The following is an 18,557-nucleotide window of genomic DNA, read 5'->3' as shown; positions in this document are numbered from 1 at the left end:
GCCTCACCCATCGCTGCCACATCCTCGAAACCGGAAATGACAGCTTCCGCTTCAAAAACAGCTCGGCGAAGCCCGCTAAATCCACCAAGGAGAAACCGCGAAACTTGACGAACGCCTGACCCACAAATCATCATCAAGCCGGGTCAGTTCTCAATGGAAATCCTGGGTCAATTCTCGGCGGAAGTCGACAAAGACTGGAATAGCTGTTTCTCGCCGGCCGCCGCACTCGTGCCGGAGCGTCGATGCGCCGTACGCCAAGCCAATATCCAGCCCGATGCAGAGCGCCGTTGCCGATGACGTTGGCCAGTTCGACGGATCATCCGGATTTGGTTTAGGGTGCGCGCTCAAAATCGAACTCCCGTGGCAAAAGGGTTGCGTGCGAAGGCGCTCGTGCGAGCGAGGATTGGATCGGCCTCGTTACCTTCAAAGGTCACAGCTTCGGGCATCGGCCCCTGCACGTCGCCAAAGGCGGCGGCAATCGCGTCGGGCGCGAAGAAACGAGATTCGAGGCTGTCGAAGATGTTCAAGTACTCCCGAGCGAATACGGTGGCAGGCATGGCGCGGCGCTCCCGCTCGACGTCGGCAGGGGTGAGATGGGTGCATTCGTCGATCCGCGCCTCGATCTTCAACCAGTCCCGCTGATCGCCGTCGCTCCAAAGCCGGTAGAAAAATCCCTCCTTGGCCCATGCCGTCGATAGGAGCATGACGCGCGCAGTTCTCGCATGGCGCAAGACCATCGGCATCGCCGCCTGAAACAGCGCGTCCGAGACGCGCGCCGCCTCGTCCACCACCATCACGCCATCGACCGTCAGGCCGCGAATCGCCGCGTCGTCTTGTCCCGGCAGACCGAGCACGCGCGAGCCGTTTTCGAGCTGCAAGGAGAAGGCATTGTCGATCGCCAATTTCGCCCCGGCATGGAGCAGGAAGCCGCGAATACGGCGGATGGCCTCGCCTGATTGGCGCTGCGTCGGGGCGAGCACGAGCGAAGTGGAGCCTGCGGGTCCGAACTTCAGGTGATGCGCCGTCGCAATGGCGGCGGCAGTGGTCTTTCCCGCCTGCCGATGGACGAGTGCAATTGCTCGCTTGCGGCGCGGCGTCTCGACGAGCTTGCGCTGCCACGGATCGAGCTTGAGCCCGAGCGCAAGGCGCGCCCATGCTTCCGGCTCCTGCTGATAGAGCGCGAGCCTCAGCGCGCCCTTCGCTATTTTCCGAGCGTCGGGCGGCAAACCGTCAAGAACGGCGCGGACCCTCTCGACCGCTCCCGACGCTTGGCGCGCGCCTCCGGCAGCGCTAGTCGGGACTCTCTGGCTCGCAGACAATGGCTTCGATCTGCTTGATCCCCCCGCTCCTCCCGTTGCCCAACGCTTCGACAAGATTTGCGGCGATGGTTTCGGCGCTGATCGCGACATTGACATTTACCTGCGTAGGTTGCGGCTGGGTATGACCGGCAAGGCGGGAGACGCTATCCCAGGTCTGCCGCAACTGACCGAGGCCGTTCAGGGCGACGGTGAGTGAATTTTGCTTGGCCGCAGCCTCGACGATTGCGTCGATGCGCTGGCCGAGCGCCGCATACATCTCTGCGAGCTGTTCCGGGCTCGGCAGTAGGGCGAGGGCGACGGTGCCGCGCGATATTTCGTGGCGCGCCTCGCGAACTTGCTTCGTTCCGACCTTGGCAAGACCGGCGCAGGTGGTCTTGTGCCGATTGATGGCGGAGCGGGATAGGCCGAAGTCTTTCGCCAAGGTGCGTTCGGCAACCTCTTTCACGAGGGCGCGGTCGATCTCGGCACGGCGAGGATGGGTGCATACGCTGCAAGGTCGAGACACGGGCATAGTCCATTTTGTTATGTAATAACATAACATGGCCCGTATGGTTCGTCAAAACGGGCCATGTCCCGCGAAAACCGTCTGAAGGGTGCCGGCGCCGGATGGGGGTTGGTCCACATGGGGCGGCGGATTCAGACGAACTACTATAATAATCAGGTCGTTATGTGACATCAGGGCGATCCCTGAGCATGCGCAGTGCTCGGGGCGACTGGCCAACCATTCCGCTATCGTCCAACTATTCTGCGCCGGGAGGGATCAATCCTCCCGTTTCAGGTGGACGCTCGCCACGGGGAGCAACCCATACCAACGTATCAAGGTGGGAGCGTGGAAAGGTGAGAGCGTCACCAGCCGACAATGCCGAGAGCAACCCAGTCAGAGCCCGGCAGCCGATAGATTGCTACCGTGGGACCATGGATGGTTGTGATCGTGCTTCCGGCAAACGGCGATCGTGTTTCCGGCAGTGCTCGCGGCGCTCTCGCTTTCGATCCTACGGCCATGGGCGCGTGGAAGGTCGATGCGTCGCTTTCTTTCTCCGAGCCGCGCCCTACCCGGTTCGGGCTTCCGATATGCTTCCGAAATTATCCCTATCGGAAGCAGATGATCCCTAAGTCATTGAAATGATGGCGCGCCCGAAGAGATTCGAACTCCTGACCCCTAGATTCGTAGTCTAGTGCTCTATCCAGCTGAGCTACGGGCGCCTGCCATAGCGGGAGCCGCGCGGACCGGGCTCTGAAGCTCGGCGGCGCGGCGCGACCGCAAGACGACGCAGACTTAACGACTGAATGCCCGCCTGGCAATAGCTGCGGAGCCCTTCAAGGCAAATTCCTCGCAAGCGCCCCTATCGCGACGCCAGCGCCGGAGACGGCTTGGACTGCAGCGGAAATCCAAGCGTCGCAAAAATGCCGTCCCCCTGAACCCGGTTCTGAGCGGCGAATTCATGGAACCAGCGCGCGTCGAAATTGACCTGCTGCGCGCCCGCCTTGAGGGTATAGGTGATAACCGGTCCGATGGCCGCGACCCTTCCCCTGAACGAGCCAAGCTGATTGCCGGCGCCGCTGTCATTGGTGATCTGCTGATAGAAATAGCCCCCGACTCCGACGGAAAGTCCAAACGGCAGGTGCTGCGCCAGCGCCCATTCGAGATGAAGCTCCGCGCCGCTCTGATAATTCGTCGCGGAGTTGACGCCATTCAGCGTCACGCCAAGGGCCGCCGACGCTTCAAGACCAGTCTGGAGGCTGAGGAACGTATAAGCGCCTTTGATATCGAGCGCTGGCCTGTTGAGGCTCGTTTGCGCGATCCGCGCGGCATCGTAGTTGCCGGTCGGCACAAACCCGCTGAGGGTCAAATTCCAATGCTGGTCGCCCGCCTGCCAGCCGAGGATGGCGCTGAACTCCGAGTCGGTATAACTGTCGACGGATTGCTGAGTGGTGACGTGTCGATTGACGCCAAATGTGTCGGTAAATGGCGCGACCGCGGTGGTGGTTTCCGAGGCATAGGCGCTGGTATAGGCGAAACCGAGCTCGCCGCCGAACAACGTCGCCTCCGTGAACCAGGCGAAAACAAAGATATTTGCCGCGAAGTTATAAGTAACGCGCGAAGGGTCTTTAATCTTCGTGTTCTGGTAAAGATTGCCGCTGCCCTGATAGAGGTAGAAGTTATCCCAGAAATAGACGCCTGGCGGCGGCGTATAGCCGGCGAGTGGAAGCACCAGCCCGAGTTGATAATTGCTCAGCCCGTATTCCACCGCCTTCGCCGGCGCCGGCGCGAGGCCGCCTGCGGCAAGGAACAAGGCTGCGATGCGCGATGATCGCCTCATTCGGCGCCCTTATGTCTGGATTATCTCAAGTAGACAGGGAATATTACGGCGAGCCCTTCCACTGTCGAATGAATTTCAATAAAAGTTGAAATTTATCGTCACGAATTACATAATGCGTTACATATTAGCTACAGCCTCACCACCGTATGCCCGCAAAGCGCGGCGCAAACGCGGCTTAAGACCGAAGGCGCCCAAGAAATCCCGGCGCCTTCGCCTCGAACTGCGCGATTTGCAGCAATTAGGGCGTTTACTGGATCGCGTGCGCCGAATGACTACCTTCGGCGCGAACTTTTACTTCGAGACCTCGATCCCTCTCTTTTCTCTGAATTCGTCAATAATGTGCCCGAGCGCCTTGATGACGGTCTCGTCGGGATGCGCCTTGCAGTAGACGATTGTTTCGTGTTCCGCCTCTCTGGCTCGCGCTATATTGGCGTAATGCTTCTTGGCGAGGCCGTTGTACCAGCCGCTGTACCATGCCGTCAGGTAGTTCGCGTCTTCCTGATAGGTGCCCGCCAGCTGCGCGCATGTCAGCGTCTGCACGTCGAGCCAACCTTCCGCGTCGGCATAAGCACTCAGGGGCGTGGCGACTTGCGCGTTCGCGCCGGTCACGAGGCACGCGGCGAGGGCCGCTGTCGCGAACCAGGTTCTTTTCATTATTATTCTCCTTGGGCAAAATGAAAATCGATTGCGGAAATTGTTCTTAAAGCCTGGCGCTCCCCTCCTCGGATAACGCCGGCCCCTCGGATTCTACTGCAAAGCGCAAGCCTGAAACAAGGTCTGGATCAAATAACTTGTGAGTAACCACTGCCTAGCGACGGGCGATTTTGATTGATTGTTATTCGATCGTCACAAAAATACTGCGCTTTTTGCCCGAAAAATCGAATCTTTCATGGATTATGACGATCTTTCCAAGCATGATCGGGCACAATGGCTCGCCTATTCGGATGATGGATTGGTTTGGCGCCGAGAACCGGGGGGATTCGTTCATTGCGACCTGCATTGCTGGTGACCGCAGGATTGCTGATCGTCGTTGCGGCCGCTTTGGCGGCCTATTATTTCGTCGCGCCGCATGCGATCTTGCGCGTCACGACCGGAAATCCGGGCAGTCCGGCGCACCGCTTCATGGCCGCTTTCGCAGCGACCACTACGGCGCAGCATCCCCGCGTGCGGCTTCAGCTCGTCGAGGTCCCTGATCTCGCGGCAAGCGCCAAGGCGATCGAGGATCACCGGACCGATCTCGCCATCATCCGCAGCGACGCCGGCGTCCCGAGCAATGGCGCGACGATCGCGATTTTACGCCGCGACGTGTTCGCCGTCGTGACGCCCGCCAAATCCTCGATTGAGAAGATTCCCGACCTCGCCGGCAAGACGATCGGCATACCCGAGGGGCTTTTGCAGTCCTACAACGAGCACGCCCTCGACACGATCTTAAGCTATTATGATATTCCCGCTCAGAGCGTTCGCCGGATCTTTCTGCCAATCGCCGGCATCGGCGCCGCGCTCGCCGAAAAGCGCATCGCGGCGGCGCTCGCCATCGGCCCGATGGGGCCGGGCGAGGTCGTCGACGTCGTCAGCGCCGTGAGGGCGTCGATGAAGGCCTCGCCGAAAATCCTTGGCATTGACGAGGCCGACGCCATCCATTCGCGCTTTCCCGCCTTCGAATCAATCGACGTTCCCGCCGGCGCTTTCAAGGGGCGCCCGCCCATCCCCGACGACACCGTGTCGACCTTGGCGGTCACCTATCGGTTCGTCGCGCCGAACACCATGTTCGACATTGTCGCCGGCGCTATCGCGCAATCTCTGTTCACCGCCAAGGCAAGGCTGATGCAGGTGACCCCGCTCGCCGCTCAGATCGAGGCGCCGGATACGGACGAAAAAAATCCGGTCCTGCCCGTCCATCCTGGCGTCGCCGCCTATCTCAACAATGGCGAGCAGAGTTTTTTTGACGAGTTCCAGAGCTATTTTTACATCGGGGGCATGGCGCTGAGCGCGATCGGATCTCTCGTCGCCATTCTCATCGGCCGCCTGGGGCGACGTAAATCCAATGAGGAGCTGACAGAGATCGATCGTCTGATCGGCCTCGCGGATCGAGCGCTGCGGGCGCGAGAGCTGGCTGAGATCGAACCGCTGGAGGCGGAGCTCAACGGCATCGTCGGCCGGTTCGTCAAAAGGAACGCGGGCGGAGGCGAGAACTCGGCCTTTGCCGTCGCCATCGCCCATGCGCGCTATGCGATCGACAAGCAGCGCGCTATGGTTCTCAAGGAAAGCCGGGCCGCCGCCGACGAGCCGTCTCGCGCCGACGCCGCGGCCGCGCCAGCGCAGAAGATGAACTGAGGAAAGACAAGGCAAGCGCGGGCCGACGGGGCGGGCTTGACTTGGCGTATCGAGGCGTGTCTGCCTGCAAGCAAGCAGAGCCGCCAGCGCCGCTGTCCGGGATCGAAGGTTGCAAATCCATGCCGCTTACCGTCGCCGTCCAGATGGACCCGATCGAAAAAATCAACGTCGCCGGCGATACGACGTTCGCCCTCCTCCTCGAAGCGCAGGCGCGTGGGCACAGATTGATCTATTACACCCCGGACAAGCTTTCGCTGTCGGAGGGCCGCGTCATCGCCGAAGCGGCGCCGCTCACGGTTCGCGACGTCGCCGGCGACCACTTCACATTGGGCGAGGCAAGGCCGGTTGATCTCGCCGAAGCCGATGTGGTGCTGCTGCGCCAGGACCCGCCCTTCGACCTCGCGTATATCACCTCGACGCATCTGCTCGAATTGCTGCCCGCGCATGTGCTCGTCGTCAATGACCCGGCCAGCGTCAGAAACGCGCCGGAAAAACTGTTCGTCATGCAGTTCCCGGATCTCATGCCGCCGACGCTGATCAGCCGCGACAAGAGAGCCATCGAGGCGTTCCGCGAAACGCATGGCGAAGTCGTGATGAAGCCGCTCTACGGACATGGCGGCGCGGCGGTGTTCAAGGTCGCGCGCAAGGACCCGAACTTCGGGTCGCTTTATGATTTATTCGCGGCGAGTTTTCGCGAGCCATGGGTCGTGCAACGGTTTCTGCCCCGGGTCAGCCTCGGCGACAAGCGCATCATTCTGATCGACGGCCTCGCCCTTGGCGCGGTGAACCGCGTGCCGGCCGAAAACGACATTCGATCGAACATGGTGCGCGGCGGCGCGGCGGCCGCGACGGAGTTCACCCCGCGCGAAAAGGAAATTTGCGCGACGATCGGCCCGGAACTAAAACGGCGCGGCCTGGTTCTCGTCGGCATCGACGTCATCGACGGACATCTTACCGAAATCAACGTCACCTCGCCGACAGGCGTGCGTGCGATCAAGCGCGTCGGCGGCCCTGATCTCGCGGTCGCCGCCTGGGACGCGTTTGAGGCGAGACTGCAAGCCAGAAACAATGACATCGCCGCGCCTCTTGAGGATGCGCGATCGGGATGGAGTCCAGACCGGCTGCGAAGCGCGGCGCGCTCCGGAGAACCTAATCGGAGCCTTTGAGGCCTATGCTCGAATCCATGTCCCCCACGCGACCGCGGCGCGGACCAGCTCCGAACGCCGCGATGCTGTTCGATCGCTCCAAAGTGCGCGCCAAAATCAAGGCCGCGCATGCCGACGAGGCGGCGGGCGAGGCGAGGCGGCCGCAGGTTCTGGCGATTTTGCGCGAGGCCCTCGACCATGGCCGGCAGCACGCGCGGCGGGCGCTCGAAGCCAAGGGCAGCGGGCTCGTCTGCGCGGGGCAACTCGCCTTTATCGAAGACGAATTGATCGAATCCATCTATCATTATGTGCTGACCTATGTGCATCCGGCGCGGGGCCAGGAGACGGAGCCCCCTTGCGCCATCGCCGCAGTCGGCGGCTACGGCCGCGCAACCCTCGCGCCGGGGTCCGACATCGATCTCCTTTTTCTGCTGCCGGAAGGAGCTTCCGCGCGCACGCAGAACATTATTCAGTCGATTCTCTATATTTTGTGGGACCTCGGCCAGAAGGTCGGTCATTCCACCCGCACCATCGAGGAGTGCCTCAGCGAGGCGCGTGGCGATTTCACGGTGCGCACAGCCCTCCTCGAAGCGCGTTTCCTGCTCGGCGACGCCGCGCGTTTCGAAGCCATGCGCACGCGTTTCGAGCGCGAAATCGTGCATGGGACGGCGGCCGAATTCGTCGCCGCCAAGCTCGCCGAGCGCGACGCCCGCATCGCCAAGGCCGGCCGCTCGCGTTATCTCGTCGAGCCGCAGGTCAAGGACGGCAAAGGCGGACTTCGCGACCTCAACACCCTGTTCTGGATTGGCAAATACGTCTACGAAGTGCGCGAGCCCGCCGAGCTCGTCGCCGCCGGCCTGTTTTCGCGCGCCGAATACAGGCTCTTTGTCCGATGCGAGGAATTCCTCTGGCGCGTGCGCTGCCATCTCCATTTCCTGACCGGCCGCGCCGAGGAGAGGCTGACTTTCGACCATCAGCGCGAGATCGCGGCGCAGCTCGGCTATTCGACGCGCGGCGGCCTCGCCAGCGTCGAACGCTTCATGAAGCATTATTTTCTGGTCGCCAAGGAAGTCGGCGATCTCACCGCCATCGTCTGCGCCGCGCTCGAGGAAAAGCAGGCAAAGCCGCACGCCATGCTGGACCGCTTCGGCCCCTTCCTGCCGACGCCGACCGCCATTACCGCCGGCGATTTCGCCATTGAAAGCGGCCGCGTGACCGTTGCTGCGGAGGATGCGTTCGACGCTAATCCTGTCAATCTCGTCAAGCTTTTCTGGGTCGCCGACCGCAACGGGCTTGCGATCCACCCCGACGCCACGCGGCTCGTCACCAGGTCGTTGAAGCGCATCGACGCGAAGTTGCGCGCCGACCCCGAAGCCAACAGGCTGTTTCTCGATGTGCTGACGTCCCGCAATACGCCTGAGATCGTGCTGCGGCTGATGAATGAAGCCGGCGTCCTCGGCCGTTTCGTGCCGGAGTTCGGCAAGATCGTCGCGTTGATGCAGTTCAACATGTATCATCACTATACGGTCGACGAGCATCTTCTGCGCGCGGTCGGCAATCTCGCGGATCTGGAGCAGCAGCGATTTTCCGGCGAACATCCGCTCGCGAGCGAGATCTTGCTGTCGATCAGCAATCGCACCGCGCTGGTTGTCGCGCTTTTCCTGCATGACGTCGCCAAGGGCCGGCTTGAAGATCATTCGACCGCTGGCGCAAAAGTCGCGCGCGTCGTGTGTCCGCGCCTCGGCCTTAGCGACGCGGAGACCGAAACCGTCGCCTGGCTTATCGAGAACCATCTCGTCATGTCGGATACGGCGCAGCGGCGTGATCTCGGCGACCGCCAGACGGTCGCCACTTTCGCGCAGAAAGTGCAGACGCTGGAGCGGCTGAAAATGCTGTTCATCCTGACGGTGTGCGACATTCGCGCAGTCGGGCCCGGCGTCTGGAACCATTGGAAGGCCGAGCTGCTGCGCACGCTGTACTGGGAAACCGAGATGGTGCTCGCCGGCGGCCATTCGACCATTGACCGCCGCCGCCGCGTCGCTCAGGCCCAGCTCGAGCTGCGCCGCGGTCTGCCGAACTGGACGGACCTCGATTTCGTCGCCTACGCGGAGCGTCATCCGCAAGCCTATTGGCTCAAGGCCGATCTCGAGCAGCAGATCCTCCACGCCAAATTGCTGAATATGACCGAGGTCGAGATGCCGGCCCCGGTGACGCATATCGTCATCGATCCGTCGCGCGGCGTGACCGAACTCACCGTCATCGCGCCGGATCATCCAAAGCTCCTGTCCGTCATCGCCGGGGCCTGCGCCGCCTCTTCGGCGAATATCGTCGACGCGCAGGTGTTCACGACCACCGACGGCATGGCGCTCGACACGATCGTGGTGTCGCGCGCCTTCGATTACGATGAAGACGAACTGCGGCGCGCGAGCCGCATCGCTTACGCGGTCGAAAAGGCGCTGGCCGGCGATATCGAGCTCAAAGAGATGGTGGCGGCGCGCGGCGGCGGCCAGCCAGGCGCCCGCCAGAAGACGTTCCGGGTTCATCCAGAGGTCACGATCGACAATACGCTGTCGGCCCGGCTGACCGTCGTCGAAGTTTCCGGCCTCGACCGGCCGGGCCTTCTGTTCGATCTGACCACGGCTCTGTCCGGGCTCGATCTCAACATCAGCTCCGCCCATATCGCGACATTTGGCGAAAGAGCCGCCGACGTGTTCTATGTGACCGACCTCAATGGCGAGAAGATCGCGAGCGCCGGGCAGCAGGACTCGATTCGCCGCTCGATCCTGAAGGTTTTCGAGCCGCAGAAGGAGGAGCTTGCGCCCAAAGCCGGCAAACGCTGACCGCGCATCTTAAGCTCAAGCTCGGCAGTTGGGCGGGGGTTTTCTGGAGCCAATGATTTTTTGGCTTTTTCGAAAAGCTTGATTTTTACCGCTGGAAAACTGATATCCAGCCTGTCTTTACCTTCAGCAGATTGACCCATGAACGATATAGAGAACACGCAAAACGATCCGGACGACGTCAATGCGGCGGTGAGTGAATCTGCGCAAAAGCCAGCGGGCGAGCCGGATCCCTTTGTCGTGCTCGAAAATCTTCAGCTCGAAAATACCGGGTTGAAAGACAAGCTTCTGCGCACGCTCGCCGATATGGAGAATTTGCGCCGGCGCACCGAAAAGGAAGTCGCCGACGCCAAAACCTATGGCGTTACGTCCTTTGCGCGGGACATGCTGACCTTCGCCGACAATCTGCATCGCGCCATCGCCAATGTGCCGGCGGAGGTGCGGGCGAAGGCGGAGCCCGCCGTCAAAAGCCTGATCGAAGGGCTTGAGCTGACTGACCGCGATTTCGCGTCAAGGCTTGAGCGTTATGGCGTGAAAAAACTCGACCCGCAGGGGCAGAAATTCGACCCTAATCTGCACGAGGCGCTGTTCGAGCAGCCAGACGAGAGCGTGCCGACCGGCACGGTCGTTCAGGTGATCGAGCCGGGCTATGTCATTGGCGAGCGCGTGCTGCGTCCGGCCAAGGTCGGCGTCTCGCGCGGCGGCCCGAAGGGCTGAAGCCGGACGCTGCCCCGTTTTCGGTGATCGGGCGTTCCCTTGAATGGTATTCACGGCGATAGTGCGTCGATGATCCGGCAATCTGCGACAACGCCCCGGCTGCAGCTTCCGATCAGCTCACGCAGCTGATGGCGAAGCGCTGTCAGGTCGGCGATCTTTCGCTCCACCTTATCCAGATGCTCCCGCGCGATGGCGTCTACGTCGGCGCAATCGTGATCGTGTTGGCCGGCTAGATCGAGCAAGGCGCGTATCTGATCAAGGGTGAATCCGAGGTCCCTGGCGCGGCGGACGAAGCTGAGGCGATTCAACTCAGCGGCAGAGTAGCTTCGGTAATTGCCGTCGACCGTTCTGGCTGGCGGCGGTAGCAGCCCAATTCGTTCATAGTAGCGGATGGTCTCAACCTTCACGCCCGTCTGTCGCGCCAAGGTTCCGATAGTCAGTCGTTCGTCCATGCTGTTGACCCTGTAGTGACTACAGGGTGCATATAAGGCGCTCACCTAACAAAGGCGAGACCGATATGACTGGCTGCTGCCACAATGAGCATTGCGCACCGGCCAAGACGACTGGCGCTCCGCAGTGGCGTCGAGCGCTCTGGATCGCGCTCACGATCAACCTCGCCATGTTTTCGATCGAGATTGCCGCCGGCGTCGCCGCTGATTCAGCTTCGTTACAGGCCGACGCGCTCGACTTTATAGGCGATTCGGCAAATTGCGCGATCAGCCTGATGGTGTCCGGCCTCGCCCTCACTTGGCGGGCGCGCGCCGCCTTCGCCAAGGGGGCGACGCTTATGGCGTTCAGCCTCTGGGTGATCGCGATCACGGTTTGGCACGCTCTGTTCCATGCAGTTCCCGAGGCGGAAGTCATGGGCGCCATTGGACTTATGGCGATCGCCGCCAATGGATTCGTCGCCCTGCTGCTCTATCGCTTCAGGACCGGCGACTCGAACATGCGCTCGGTCTGGATCTGCTCACGAAACGATGTGATCGGCAACGCTGCGGTCCTCCTCGCGGCCGCAGGCGTGTTTGGGGCCGGAGCGGGCTGGCCCGACATTATCGTGGCCTCGATCATGGCCCTGCTTGGCCTCAGCGGTGGGGCCGAAATTATGCGCCACGCGGCGCGGGATCAGCGCACCGACAGCATGCCCGCAGTGGCCAGGGCTGAATAACGCCCCAGACCCCCTTACAGCATGGAGGGCAGCACGCGGTCGGGCGGGCGATGGCCGTCCATGAACATCTTGACATTGACGATGACCTTTTCGCCCATGTCGATGCGCCCCTCCGTCGTCGCCGACCCCATATGCGGCAATAAGGTCACCTTCCCCGCTTCCGCGAGCCGGATCAGCTTTTTCGACACCGCCGGCTCATGTTCGAACACGTCGAGCCCGGCGCCGCCGAGTTCGCCCGTCTCCAGCATCTTGGTCAGGGCCGCCTCGTCAATGATCTCGCCGCGCGCCGTATTGACCACGATGGCGTGCGGGCGCAGATATTTCAGCCGCCGCGCCGAAAGCAGATGATAGGTCGCCGGCGTATGCGGGCAATTGACCGAGACGATGTCCATGCGCGCGAGCATCTGGTCCAGCGATTCCCAGTAGGTCGCCTCGAGCGCCTCCTCGATCGCGGAGGCGACATGGCGGCGGTTGTGGTAATGGATCTGCAGGCCGAAAGCTTTGGCGCGGCGCGCGAGCGCCTGGCCGATGCGGCCCATGCCCACGATGCCGAGCCTTTTGCCGGTGATCCTGCGCCCCAGCATCCAGGTCGGCGACCATCCGATCCATTCGCCGGAAGGGATCAGCTTCGCGCCTTCGACGATCCGGCGCGCGACGGCAAGAATCAATGCCATCGTCATGTCGGCGGTGTCCTCGGTCAGGACGCCAGGCGTGTTGGTGATCGTGATGCCCCGGTCGGCGGCGGCGGCGACGTCGATATTGTCCACGCCATTGCCGAAATTGGCGATCAATTTCATTTGCTCGCCGGCAAGCCCGATGAGTTCGACGTCGATGCGGTCTGTGACGGTCGGGACGAGCACGTCGGCGGTCGCCAGGGCCGCGGCGAGTTCGCTACGCGACATCGGCTTGTCGTCAAGATTGAGTCTTGCGTCAAAAAGCTCGCACATGCGCGTTTCCACGACGTCCGGCAATTTGCGCGTGACGATGACGAGCGGTTTTTTTCGGGCCATCCTCTTTCCTGTCCTCCCGAAACCATGCGCTTTTCGACACAAACTGCGGCAATCGCGAGCCGCCGGCCCGCCGTTCAGCGGGGGCGGGCGGTGAAAAGCATCCCCTCTTCACCCGGCTTTAACCGCGACCGGCACAAAAACAAGCTCCATTTGGCTGCTTGCCTCAAAGCCAGGGTCTTCGTAGCAGATGACATGTCAAAGACAAGAACGCTCGCCAGTCTTGCGGGAAGCTGTTCGCGCCGCAGCGGCTCGCGCGTTTGCAAGGGACCAGGACAGAATGGAAGATTGGGCGCAGTGAGGGCGAAACGCTTTTTGACCGGCCTCATGGCCCTGTCCGCGGCCGCGCTCGGCTGGAGCCTCGCCGCGAGCCCCGCCCTCTCCGATCAGACCGGTTCAGCCAGCGGCCTGCCCGTGCCGCGCTATGTCAGTCTTAAATCGGATCGCGTGAACCTCCACGAAGGTCCCTCGAAAGATCATCGGACAATCTGGGTCTTTTTGCGCGCCGGGCTTCCCGTTGAGATCACGGCCGAATTTGAAATCTGGCGCAAGGTCCGCGATTCCGAAGGCACGGAGGGCTGGGTGCTCCATTCGCTGCTGTCGGGACGCCGCACCGCTCTCGTCACGCCGTGGAAAAAAGGCGTCGACTCAACGCTTTATGACAAACCCAGCACGCAATCGGCCACAGCCGCGATTTTGCAGCCGAACGTCATTGCAAATGTGCGCAGCTGCGATGGCGCCTGGTGCCGGGTGTGGGGCGACGGCTTCAAGGGATATATCCAGCAGTCGAATCTCTGGGGCGTCTATCCTAACGAAAAGATCGAGTGACGCTGGCGACGGTCTGCCGCCCCGGCGCGAAAGCGCAATCGACCACAGCCGAGCGACTTCTCCAACAATATGCTGCGTTAAAACAAGTAGTTAGGGGCGGAATGCGAGCCCGTCAAGACGCATTCCGCGCTCTGCCGATGAAGCGATTTGCAACGGCTGCGGACCGGAAAAAGGCGCTAACCGTCCTTATGGCCGGTTAAATGATCCCACCCTTGGTGGATGTTCGTCGACAAGCTCTTCAGCTCATTCTGGACGACATCCCAATTAACCATCGTCCGTTCGGCGGCTCCGTCCGGTCCTTCCCCTTTATGAGTCGAATCGAACACATAGGCGGCGCCGATCGTCAGCAACACGCCGACGATAATTCCAAACAAGAAGCGCATCTTGAAACCTTCCGCCTAAAATCGCGCCAAAACGGCGCGGGAATCACCCTATCTTTTGCGTTCTCAAGCGGTCAAGCAACCGACAGACACAATGTGCGGCCCGCCAACCGCCGCGCCGCGCACCAAGCGCCTGAAAGATTTCAGCAATGGAACAGATTTCTGATTCGCACGTTCCATGTGCATCGTTGGGGAAACGATAGTTTTCATAAGCGTTGCTTTTCAGACGACGCGCTTTCAATTCGTATCTTCACAAAAAGGGATCGCCTCATGGCTGCGTATGACTTGGATACGGCTTCTGATAACTTGCGAACGACTGCGCGTAATGTACAAAAGTCGACAAAAGAGGGCGTTGAAGCCGCTCAAGGCAATGCCCGCAAAATCGCAGAGAAAATAAACGACAGGATAAGCGACGGCGTGAACGCCTCCTGGGCGGCGGCGAGCGACGCTTTGGACCGGGCCCGCGAAACCGCGGGGGGAATAGGCGCGGCCGCCTCCGAAACCTTCGATGAGGGGGTCGGGCGCGCCGAGGAGGCCTTAAAGAGCGGCGGCAGGGATCTCGCCAAACGCGTCGGCCGGCAGCCTCTTGAGGCCCTGCTCCTCGCCGGGGCCGTCGGCTATCTCATCGGCTATCTGCTGCACAAAAGAGACTGAGCCCGACAAGCCCGCGTCGAACGGCGAACAAAATGCTATTAGAAACAGATGGTTGGAGAATTACATGAGCCGCGAGACCTGCTCCTTTGCAGAATTGCAATCGGTCTGCTTGCAGACGCTCAAGCAGTGCGAGGGCTTTGAAATGGTGAATGAGGTGCTGGTGCAGGCGCGTGAAAATGCCGAAGGCGCCGCCAATTGGACGCTGGCGGCTGTGCGTCCGCGCGTCGACAATAATTCGCTTCGCGCCGCGAGGGGCGTTATCGACTTTCTCCAGAAGAATTATCAGCTCGACGCCGCCGAAGCCGAGGCCAGGGCGCTCGCCGCACGGCGGCGGCGCTAGAGCATGTGCCCGAAAATTGGAACCCGGTTTTCGGGCATGCTCTAATTCATTGATAAGAAACTGATTTAGCCTTCGACGTAATCGTGGCGCGATTGCGTGCCTGCTCAACCGGCTCCAGTGCGTGGGCTTCGGGCATTTCCGCGCCGGCGCGCCCGCGCGGGTCGCGCAGCCTATGTTTCAATTTATGAATCAGATTTGATGGCCGGGCGGCTCTTCTTCCGCCAGATTGGAATGTGACGGCTGGGCAAGCCCCCCGTTTGGGCTTATCCCTTTTTCCTCAAGCCCAACTGTGTGGTGGAAGGAGAAAGGTTGACGTATTCCCAGATTCTCGGGACAGGCGCCTATGCTCCAAAGCGCATTCTGAGGAACAGCGACCTCGAAGAGATGGTCGCGACGACCGATGAATGGATAACTTCACGCACCGGCATCAAGGAGCGCCGGATCGCCGCGGAAGGGGAAGATACGTCGGATATGGCGGTCGTCGCCGCGCGTCATGCGCTGGCGATGGCGGGCTGTCGCGCCGAAGATCTCGATATGATCATTGTCGCGACCATTTCGGCCGACATGCCTTTGCCGTCCTGCGCTGTCCTCGTGCAGGCCAAACTTGGCGCCGCGCGGGCCTTCGCTTTCGACCTTTCCGCCGCCTGCGCCGGATCTCTTTTCGCGCTCAGCGTCGCCGACCAGTTCATCGCAAGCGGCAGAGCCAAGCGCATTCTCGTCATCGGCGCCGAACTCCTGAGCCGGGTCGTCGACTGGACGGACCGCAACACCTGCGTATTGTTCGGTGACGCGGCTGGCGCGATGGTGGTCGGTCCGAGCGCGGACTCCCACAGCGGTCTCTTGTCGGCGCATTTGCACTCGGACGGAACCGCCGCGGACATTCTGAACATTCCGGGCGGCGGCAGCCGGCATCCGCAATCGGAAGAAGTGCTCGCCAGCAAAATGCACAAAGTGCATATGAATGGGCGAGAAATATATAAATTCGCGGTGCGGGTCCTGCCTCAGGCGATTTTGGAAGCGCTTGACGCCAATGGGCTCGGCGTCGCCGACATCGACCATATCGTTTCGCATCAGGCCAATGCGCGCATCGTCGAGTCGGTGCTTGAGCGGCTCGGCATTCCGCTCGAAAAATGCTGGCTCAATCTCGAACGCTATGGCAACACCTCGAGCGCGTCGCTGCCGATTTCCCTGGACGAGGCCAATCGCGCCGGCCGTCTCAAAAAGGGCGATCTGATCGCGATGATGGCGATCGGCGCCGGCATGGCCTGGGGCAGCGCGCTGATGCGGTGGTGACGCCGCGCTCCGACTCTACATCTGATTCCAGGCAAGGCGCGCGGCGAGCAGAAGACAGATCGTCACCAGCATCGGCCGGATCAGCTTCGCGCCATTTTTGATCGCAGCGTGCGCGCCAAGACGCGCGCCGAAAAACTGCGCCGCGCCCATCGCAAAGCCAAGCGTCCAATAGACGTGCCCCGTCAGCATCAGGGTCGCCAATGCGGCAAGGTTCGAGGCGAAATTCGCGACCTTGGTTTGCGCCGTCGCCTTGATGAGTCCATAGCCGAGCAGCGCGACGAAACCCCGCATATAGAACGAGCCTGCGCCGGGGCCAAACAGGCCGTCGTAGCAGCCGATCAAAGGCGCGACGGTCAGCGTGAACAGCTTGGCGCCCATGCGCGGACGCGTCGCGATGTTGCTGATTTGCGGAGAGAGGGCGAAATAGACGGCGATCACGACGAGCGCCGCGGGCAAGATGGCTGCGAGCCAGTTCGTCGGAAGGTGCGAGACGAGCATTGCTCCGGCGATCGCGCCGAGCGCCGCGAGGAGAGCCAGCAGCCGCACGTCGCGCCATTCGACATGGCCAGCCCTCGCGTAGGTGCGCATGGCGGAGGCCGCCCCGAAGGTTCCCTGCAATTTATTGGTCGCGATGGCGCTGACCGGATCCAGCCCTGCGAGGGTCAAAGCAGGCACTGTGATGAGGCCGCCGCCGCCTGCGATCGCATCGACGAAGCCGGCGGTGAAAGCCGCGCCGACCAGCATCACGAAAGTCGGCGGTGAAATCGAATTCATGTCAGCGACCGGGATCAGCAGCCTCGACCACGGTCGAAGAAAAAATGCGCGGCGCATCTTTATCGCGCCGCCGCTTTGAAAAATACCTGGTGGTTGTTGCAGCGCTGATTCCGCGCAGCGCGCGGCGGCTCCGTCAGCCGGTTTCAGGATGAGCCCGGCGCCAGGCCAAGCGTCATGTGCACGTCAAAGAGACAATGCCGGCATGAGAAGAAGCGAGGAGATTCTAAGCCCTGGCCCTATCGCGCGACATAGGCTTTCGCGGCCGATGCGATCACCGCCTTTTTGAAGGCGCCCTCGATCGTTACGGCGAAATTGTAATGCGTCGGCGAGAAGGGCGCCGAATGGAACGGCTTGTTGCTGCGCCAACCGACGAGCACGGCGCCGACCAGCGGATCGCCTTTGTCGCCCACGATGACCGCGCCGCCCGAGGCGCCGTCCCCTGTCTCGCAATCGAAGGAGAACTCGCGTGTGCCTTCCTCGCCGACCGACAATTGATCATGCAACGCGCATTTTTCCATGGAGAGTTCGCGGCCCTCGCCCCAGTCAATATGGCCGCGCGCGACGAATTCAACAGGCGTGTTGGGGCTTTCCGCGCCAGCGAGTCCGTAAGGCGTCGCCCCATTGACCGGCCGCGTCAGGCGCGCAACGGCCCAATCATGCACGGCGGCCACCGCGTAAGGGTTCCTGCTGCCAGCGATGATGGATGAAAGATCGATCGGTGTTCTGACGTCTTTTCCGTCGACTTGATTGACGAAGGTGCAAGTTTTGGCGCGTGGCGCGCCGTCCTCGTCAAAGAAGACATGCGCCGCCGTCGTTACGAGATCGTCGGTCAAGGTCAATTGGCCGGCGCCATGCGCTGCGCCGCATTCGATCAGGCCGGAGGCTGCGAACTTGTGATGAAGCTCGACGGGACTGAGTTTTTGCTCGCTTGCAAACTCTTCGACGGTGCGTCGGCTGTTGCGGCCGAAGACGACAACTTTTTCGATGCGGGCGTCGGCGGCCAAGGTCGCATCGCCTTCGATGGCGTGCTGGAGAAAGGGAGCGGCGGAAGCGCCAAAGGAAGCGCCAAAAAGGAAGACACAGACGGCGGCGACATGCTTGCTGCCCTTAGGAATCATTCCTTTTGCTCCCTTATGTCAAAGGCCGAATATCAAAGCCCGACGACGCCGGCGCCGCACAATCACAAAGCTGCTATGCGAAAGTTTGTATTTTCCGATTGCGAACAGAAAAAGGCAGAATGGCATTTGATTCATTAGCCGCATATCCGGTTAACATTCCTTGAACCATGCGAAGGCGCTTTTCGCCGGCGCCCCTGCAGCGTACAAACACTTATTAAATCAATCAGATAAACGATCTTCGATGGGCCGCCCCTGCGACACATTAGCCTGCGGGGCTTGCGTGGCGATGGCGCCGAGGTTATGGCGATGATAGGGTCGCGCCGCC

General features: G+C 61.4%; 17 protein-coding genes, 1 tRNA gene and 1 pseudogene. 10 read left to right on the top strand and 9 right to left on the bottom strand.

Annotated elements, in window-relative coordinates; translation table 11 throughout:
• Nucleotides 1–119 (top strand): annotated as a pseudogene (locus MPC4_RS21040) (ATP-binding protein); the annotation flags it as partial.
• Between the two features lie 225 nt (nucleotides 120–344).
• Here MPC4_RS21040 and MPC4_RS20795 read toward each other — a convergent pair.
• The 5 genes from MPC4_RS20795 to MPC4_RS20775 form a co-directional block, all read right to left on the bottom strand.
• On the bottom strand, nucleotides 345–1,226 hold the full coding sequence (locus MPC4_RS20795; RefSeq protein ID WP_174514214.1) for a DEAD/DEAH box helicase: 882 nt from the start codon (nucleotides 1,224–1,226) through the stop codon (nucleotides 345–347).
• Between the two features lie 64 nt (nucleotides 1,227–1,290).
• Entirely contained in the window at nucleotides 1,291–1,764 is a 474-nt protein-coding gene (locus MPC4_RS20790) for a hypothetical protein (protein WP_174514213.1), read from the bottom strand.
• Nucleotides 1,765–2,445: 681 nt separating this feature from the next.
• Nucleotides 2,446–2,522: transfer RNA gene (locus MPC4_RS20785), tRNA-Arg, on the bottom strand.
• Nucleotides 2,523–2,662: 140 nt separating this feature from the next.
• The gene (locus tag MPC4_RS20780) at nucleotides 2,663–3,640 is read right to left on the bottom strand and encodes a SphA family protein (protein ID WP_174514212.1); all 978 of its coding nucleotides are present in this window, start codon (nucleotides 3,638–3,640) and stop codon (nucleotides 2,663–2,665) included.
• Between the two features lie 291 nt (nucleotides 3,641–3,931).
• Nucleotides 3,932–4,294 (bottom strand): HdeA/HdeB family chaperone, encoded by a 363-nt coding sequence (locus tag MPC4_RS20775; RefSeq protein ID WP_174514211.1) that lies wholly within the window; start codon nucleotides 4,292–4,294, stop codon nucleotides 3,932–3,934.
• Between the two features lie 333 nt (nucleotides 4,295–4,627).
• Here MPC4_RS20775 and MPC4_RS20770 point away from each other — a divergent pair, with 333 nt between their 5' ends.
• The 4 genes from MPC4_RS20770 to grpE all read left to right on the top strand — a co-directional run bounded on the left by MPC4_RS20770 (nucleotide 4,628) and on the right by grpE (nucleotide 10,673).
• A complete protein-coding gene (locus tag MPC4_RS20770; protein WP_244629137.1) occupies nucleotides 4,628–5,974 on the top strand; it encodes a TAXI family TRAP transporter solute-binding subunit in 1,347 nt (448 codons plus the stop codon).
• Nucleotides 5,975–6,093: 119 nt separating this feature from the next.
• Nucleotides 6,094–7,140, top strand: coding sequence for a glutathione synthase (gshB, locus tag MPC4_RS20765; protein WP_174514210.1), 1,047 nt, complete (start codon nucleotides 6,094–6,096; stop codon nucleotides 7,138–7,140).
• A gap of 17 nt (nucleotides 7,141–7,157) precedes the next feature.
• Complete coding sequence (locus MPC4_RS20760; protein ID WP_244629136.1) at nucleotides 7,158–9,959, top strand: [protein-PII] uridylyltransferase; 2,802 nt, start codon at nucleotides 7,158–7,160, stop codon at nucleotides 9,957–9,959.
• Between the two features lie 138 nt (nucleotides 9,960–10,097).
• Complete coding sequence (gene grpE, locus MPC4_RS20755) at nucleotides 10,098–10,673, top strand: nucleotide exchange factor GrpE (RefSeq protein ID WP_174514208.1); 576 nt, start codon at nucleotides 10,098–10,100, stop codon at nucleotides 10,671–10,673.
• Nucleotides 10,674–10,723: 50 nt separating this feature from the next.
• Here grpE and MPC4_RS20750 read toward each other — a convergent pair whose 3' ends face one another.
• Nucleotides 10,724–11,125 (bottom strand): MerR family transcriptional regulator, encoded by a 402-nt coding sequence (locus MPC4_RS20750; RefSeq protein WP_134490326.1) that lies wholly within the window; start codon nucleotides 11,123–11,125, stop codon nucleotides 10,724–10,726.
• Nucleotides 11,126–11,190: 65 nt separating this feature from the next.
• Here MPC4_RS20750 and MPC4_RS20745 point away from each other — a divergent pair, with 65 nt between their 5' ends.
• Nucleotides 11,191–11,838 (top strand): cation efflux transmembrane domain-containing protein, encoded by a 648-nt coding sequence (locus tag MPC4_RS20745; protein WP_174514207.1) that lies wholly within the window; start codon nucleotides 11,191–11,193, stop codon nucleotides 11,836–11,838.
• A 14-nt stretch (nucleotides 11,839–11,852) separates the two neighbouring features.
• On the opposite strand, the gene MPC4_RS20740 is transcribed toward MPC4_RS20745, so the two are convergent.
• The gene (locus tag MPC4_RS20740) at nucleotides 11,853–12,848 is read right to left on the bottom strand and encodes a 2-hydroxyacid dehydrogenase (RefSeq protein WP_174514206.1); all 996 of its coding nucleotides are present in this window, start codon (nucleotides 12,846–12,848) and stop codon (nucleotides 11,853–11,855) included.
• A gap of 324 nt (nucleotides 12,849–13,172) precedes the next feature.
• On the opposite strand from MPC4_RS20740, the gene MPC4_RS20735 reads away from it, so the two are divergent.
• From MPC4_RS20735 to MPC4_RS20720, 4 genes are all read left to right on the top strand, one after another.
• Complete coding sequence (locus MPC4_RS20735) at nucleotides 13,173–13,673, top strand: SH3 domain-containing protein (protein WP_134492556.1); 501 nt, start codon at nucleotides 13,173–13,175, stop codon at nucleotides 13,671–13,673.
• Nucleotides 13,674–13,885: 212 nt separating this feature from the next.
• Entirely contained in the window at nucleotides 13,886–14,707 is an 822-nt protein-coding gene (locus tag MPC4_RS20730; protein WP_174514205.1) for a hypothetical protein, read from the top strand.
• A 64-nt stretch (nucleotides 14,708–14,771) separates the two neighbouring features.
• Nucleotides 14,772–15,047, top strand: coding sequence for a hypothetical protein (locus MPC4_RS20725; RefSeq protein WP_134490336.1), 276 nt, complete (start codon nucleotides 14,772–14,774; stop codon nucleotides 15,045–15,047).
• A gap of 309 nt (nucleotides 15,048–15,356) precedes the next feature.
• Nucleotides 15,357–16,340, top strand: a complete 984-nt coding sequence (locus MPC4_RS20720; RefSeq protein ID WP_174514204.1) for a beta-ketoacyl-ACP synthase III — start codon at nucleotides 15,357–15,359, stop codon at nucleotides 16,338–16,340.
• 15 nt (nucleotides 16,341–16,355) lie between these two features.
• Here the strand turns inward: MPC4_RS20720 and MPC4_RS20715 are convergent, their stop codons facing one another.
• Nucleotides 16,356–17,114, bottom strand: a complete 759-nt coding sequence (locus MPC4_RS20715) for a TSUP family transporter (RefSeq protein WP_174514221.1) — start codon at nucleotides 17,112–17,114, stop codon at nucleotides 16,356–16,358.
• A gap of 236 nt (nucleotides 17,115–17,350) precedes the next feature.
• Nucleotides 17,351–18,232 (bottom strand): trypsin-like serine protease, encoded by an 882-nt coding sequence (locus MPC4_RS20710; RefSeq protein ID WP_174514203.1) that lies wholly within the window; start codon nucleotides 18,230–18,232, stop codon nucleotides 17,351–17,353.
• Nucleotides 18,233–18,557: the final 325 nt, after the last annotated feature.

This window comes from Methylocella tundrae (assembly GCF_901905185.1).
GTDB lineage: Bacteria > Pseudomonadota > Alphaproteobacteria > Rhizobiales > Beijerinckiaceae > Methylocapsa > Methylocapsa tundrae.
Note: the sequence above shows the minus strand (reverse complement) of the source record. Positions and strands in the feature narration are given on the sequence as shown.

Excerpts from the sequence above, each read along its gene's own strand:
- MPC4_RS20780 (WP_174514212.1), bottom strand. The coding sequence starts at position 3,640 with ATGAGGCGATCATCGCGCATCGCAGCCTTGTTCCTTGCCGCAGGCGGC.
- MPC4_RS20775 (WP_174514211.1), bottom strand. The coding sequence starts at position 4,294 with ATGAAAAGAACCTGGTTCGCGACAGCGGCCCTCGCCGCGTGCCTCGTG.
- gshB (WP_174514210.1), top strand. The coding sequence starts at position 6,094 with ATGCCGCTTACCGTCGCCGTCCAGATGGACCCGATCGAAAAAATCAAC.
- MPC4_RS20760 (WP_244629136.1), top strand. The coding sequence starts at position 7,158 with ATGTCCCCCACGCGACCGCGGCGCGGACCAGCTCCGAACGCCGCGATG.
- grpE (WP_174514208.1), top strand. The coding sequence starts at position 10,098 with ATGAACGATATAGAGAACACGCAAAACGATCCGGACGACGTCAATGCG.
- MPC4_RS20750 (WP_134490326.1), bottom strand. The coding sequence starts at position 11,125 with ATGGACGAACGACTGACTATCGGAACCTTGGCGCGACAGACGGGCGTG.
- MPC4_RS20745 (WP_174514207.1), top strand. The coding sequence starts at position 11,191 with ATGACTGGCTGCTGCCACAATGAGCATTGCGCACCGGCCAAGACGACT.
- MPC4_RS20740 (WP_174514206.1), bottom strand. The coding sequence starts at position 12,848 with ATGGCCCGAAAAAAACCGCTCGTCATCGTCACGCGCAAATTGCCGGAC.
- MPC4_RS20735 (WP_134492556.1), top strand. The coding sequence starts at position 13,173 with ATGGCCCTGTCCGCGGCCGCGCTCGGCTGGAGCCTCGCCGCGAGCCCC.
- MPC4_RS20725 (WP_134490336.1), top strand. The coding sequence starts at position 14,772 with ATGAGCCGCGAGACCTGCTCCTTTGCAGAATTGCAATCGGTCTGCTTG.
- MPC4_RS20715 (WP_174514221.1), bottom strand. The coding sequence starts at position 17,114 with ATGAATTCGATTTCACCGCCGACTTTCGTGATGCTGGTCGGCGCGGCT.
- MPC4_RS20710 (WP_174514203.1), bottom strand. The coding sequence starts at position 18,232 with ATGATTCCTAAGGGCAGCAAGCATGTCGCCGCCGTCTGTGTCTTCCTT.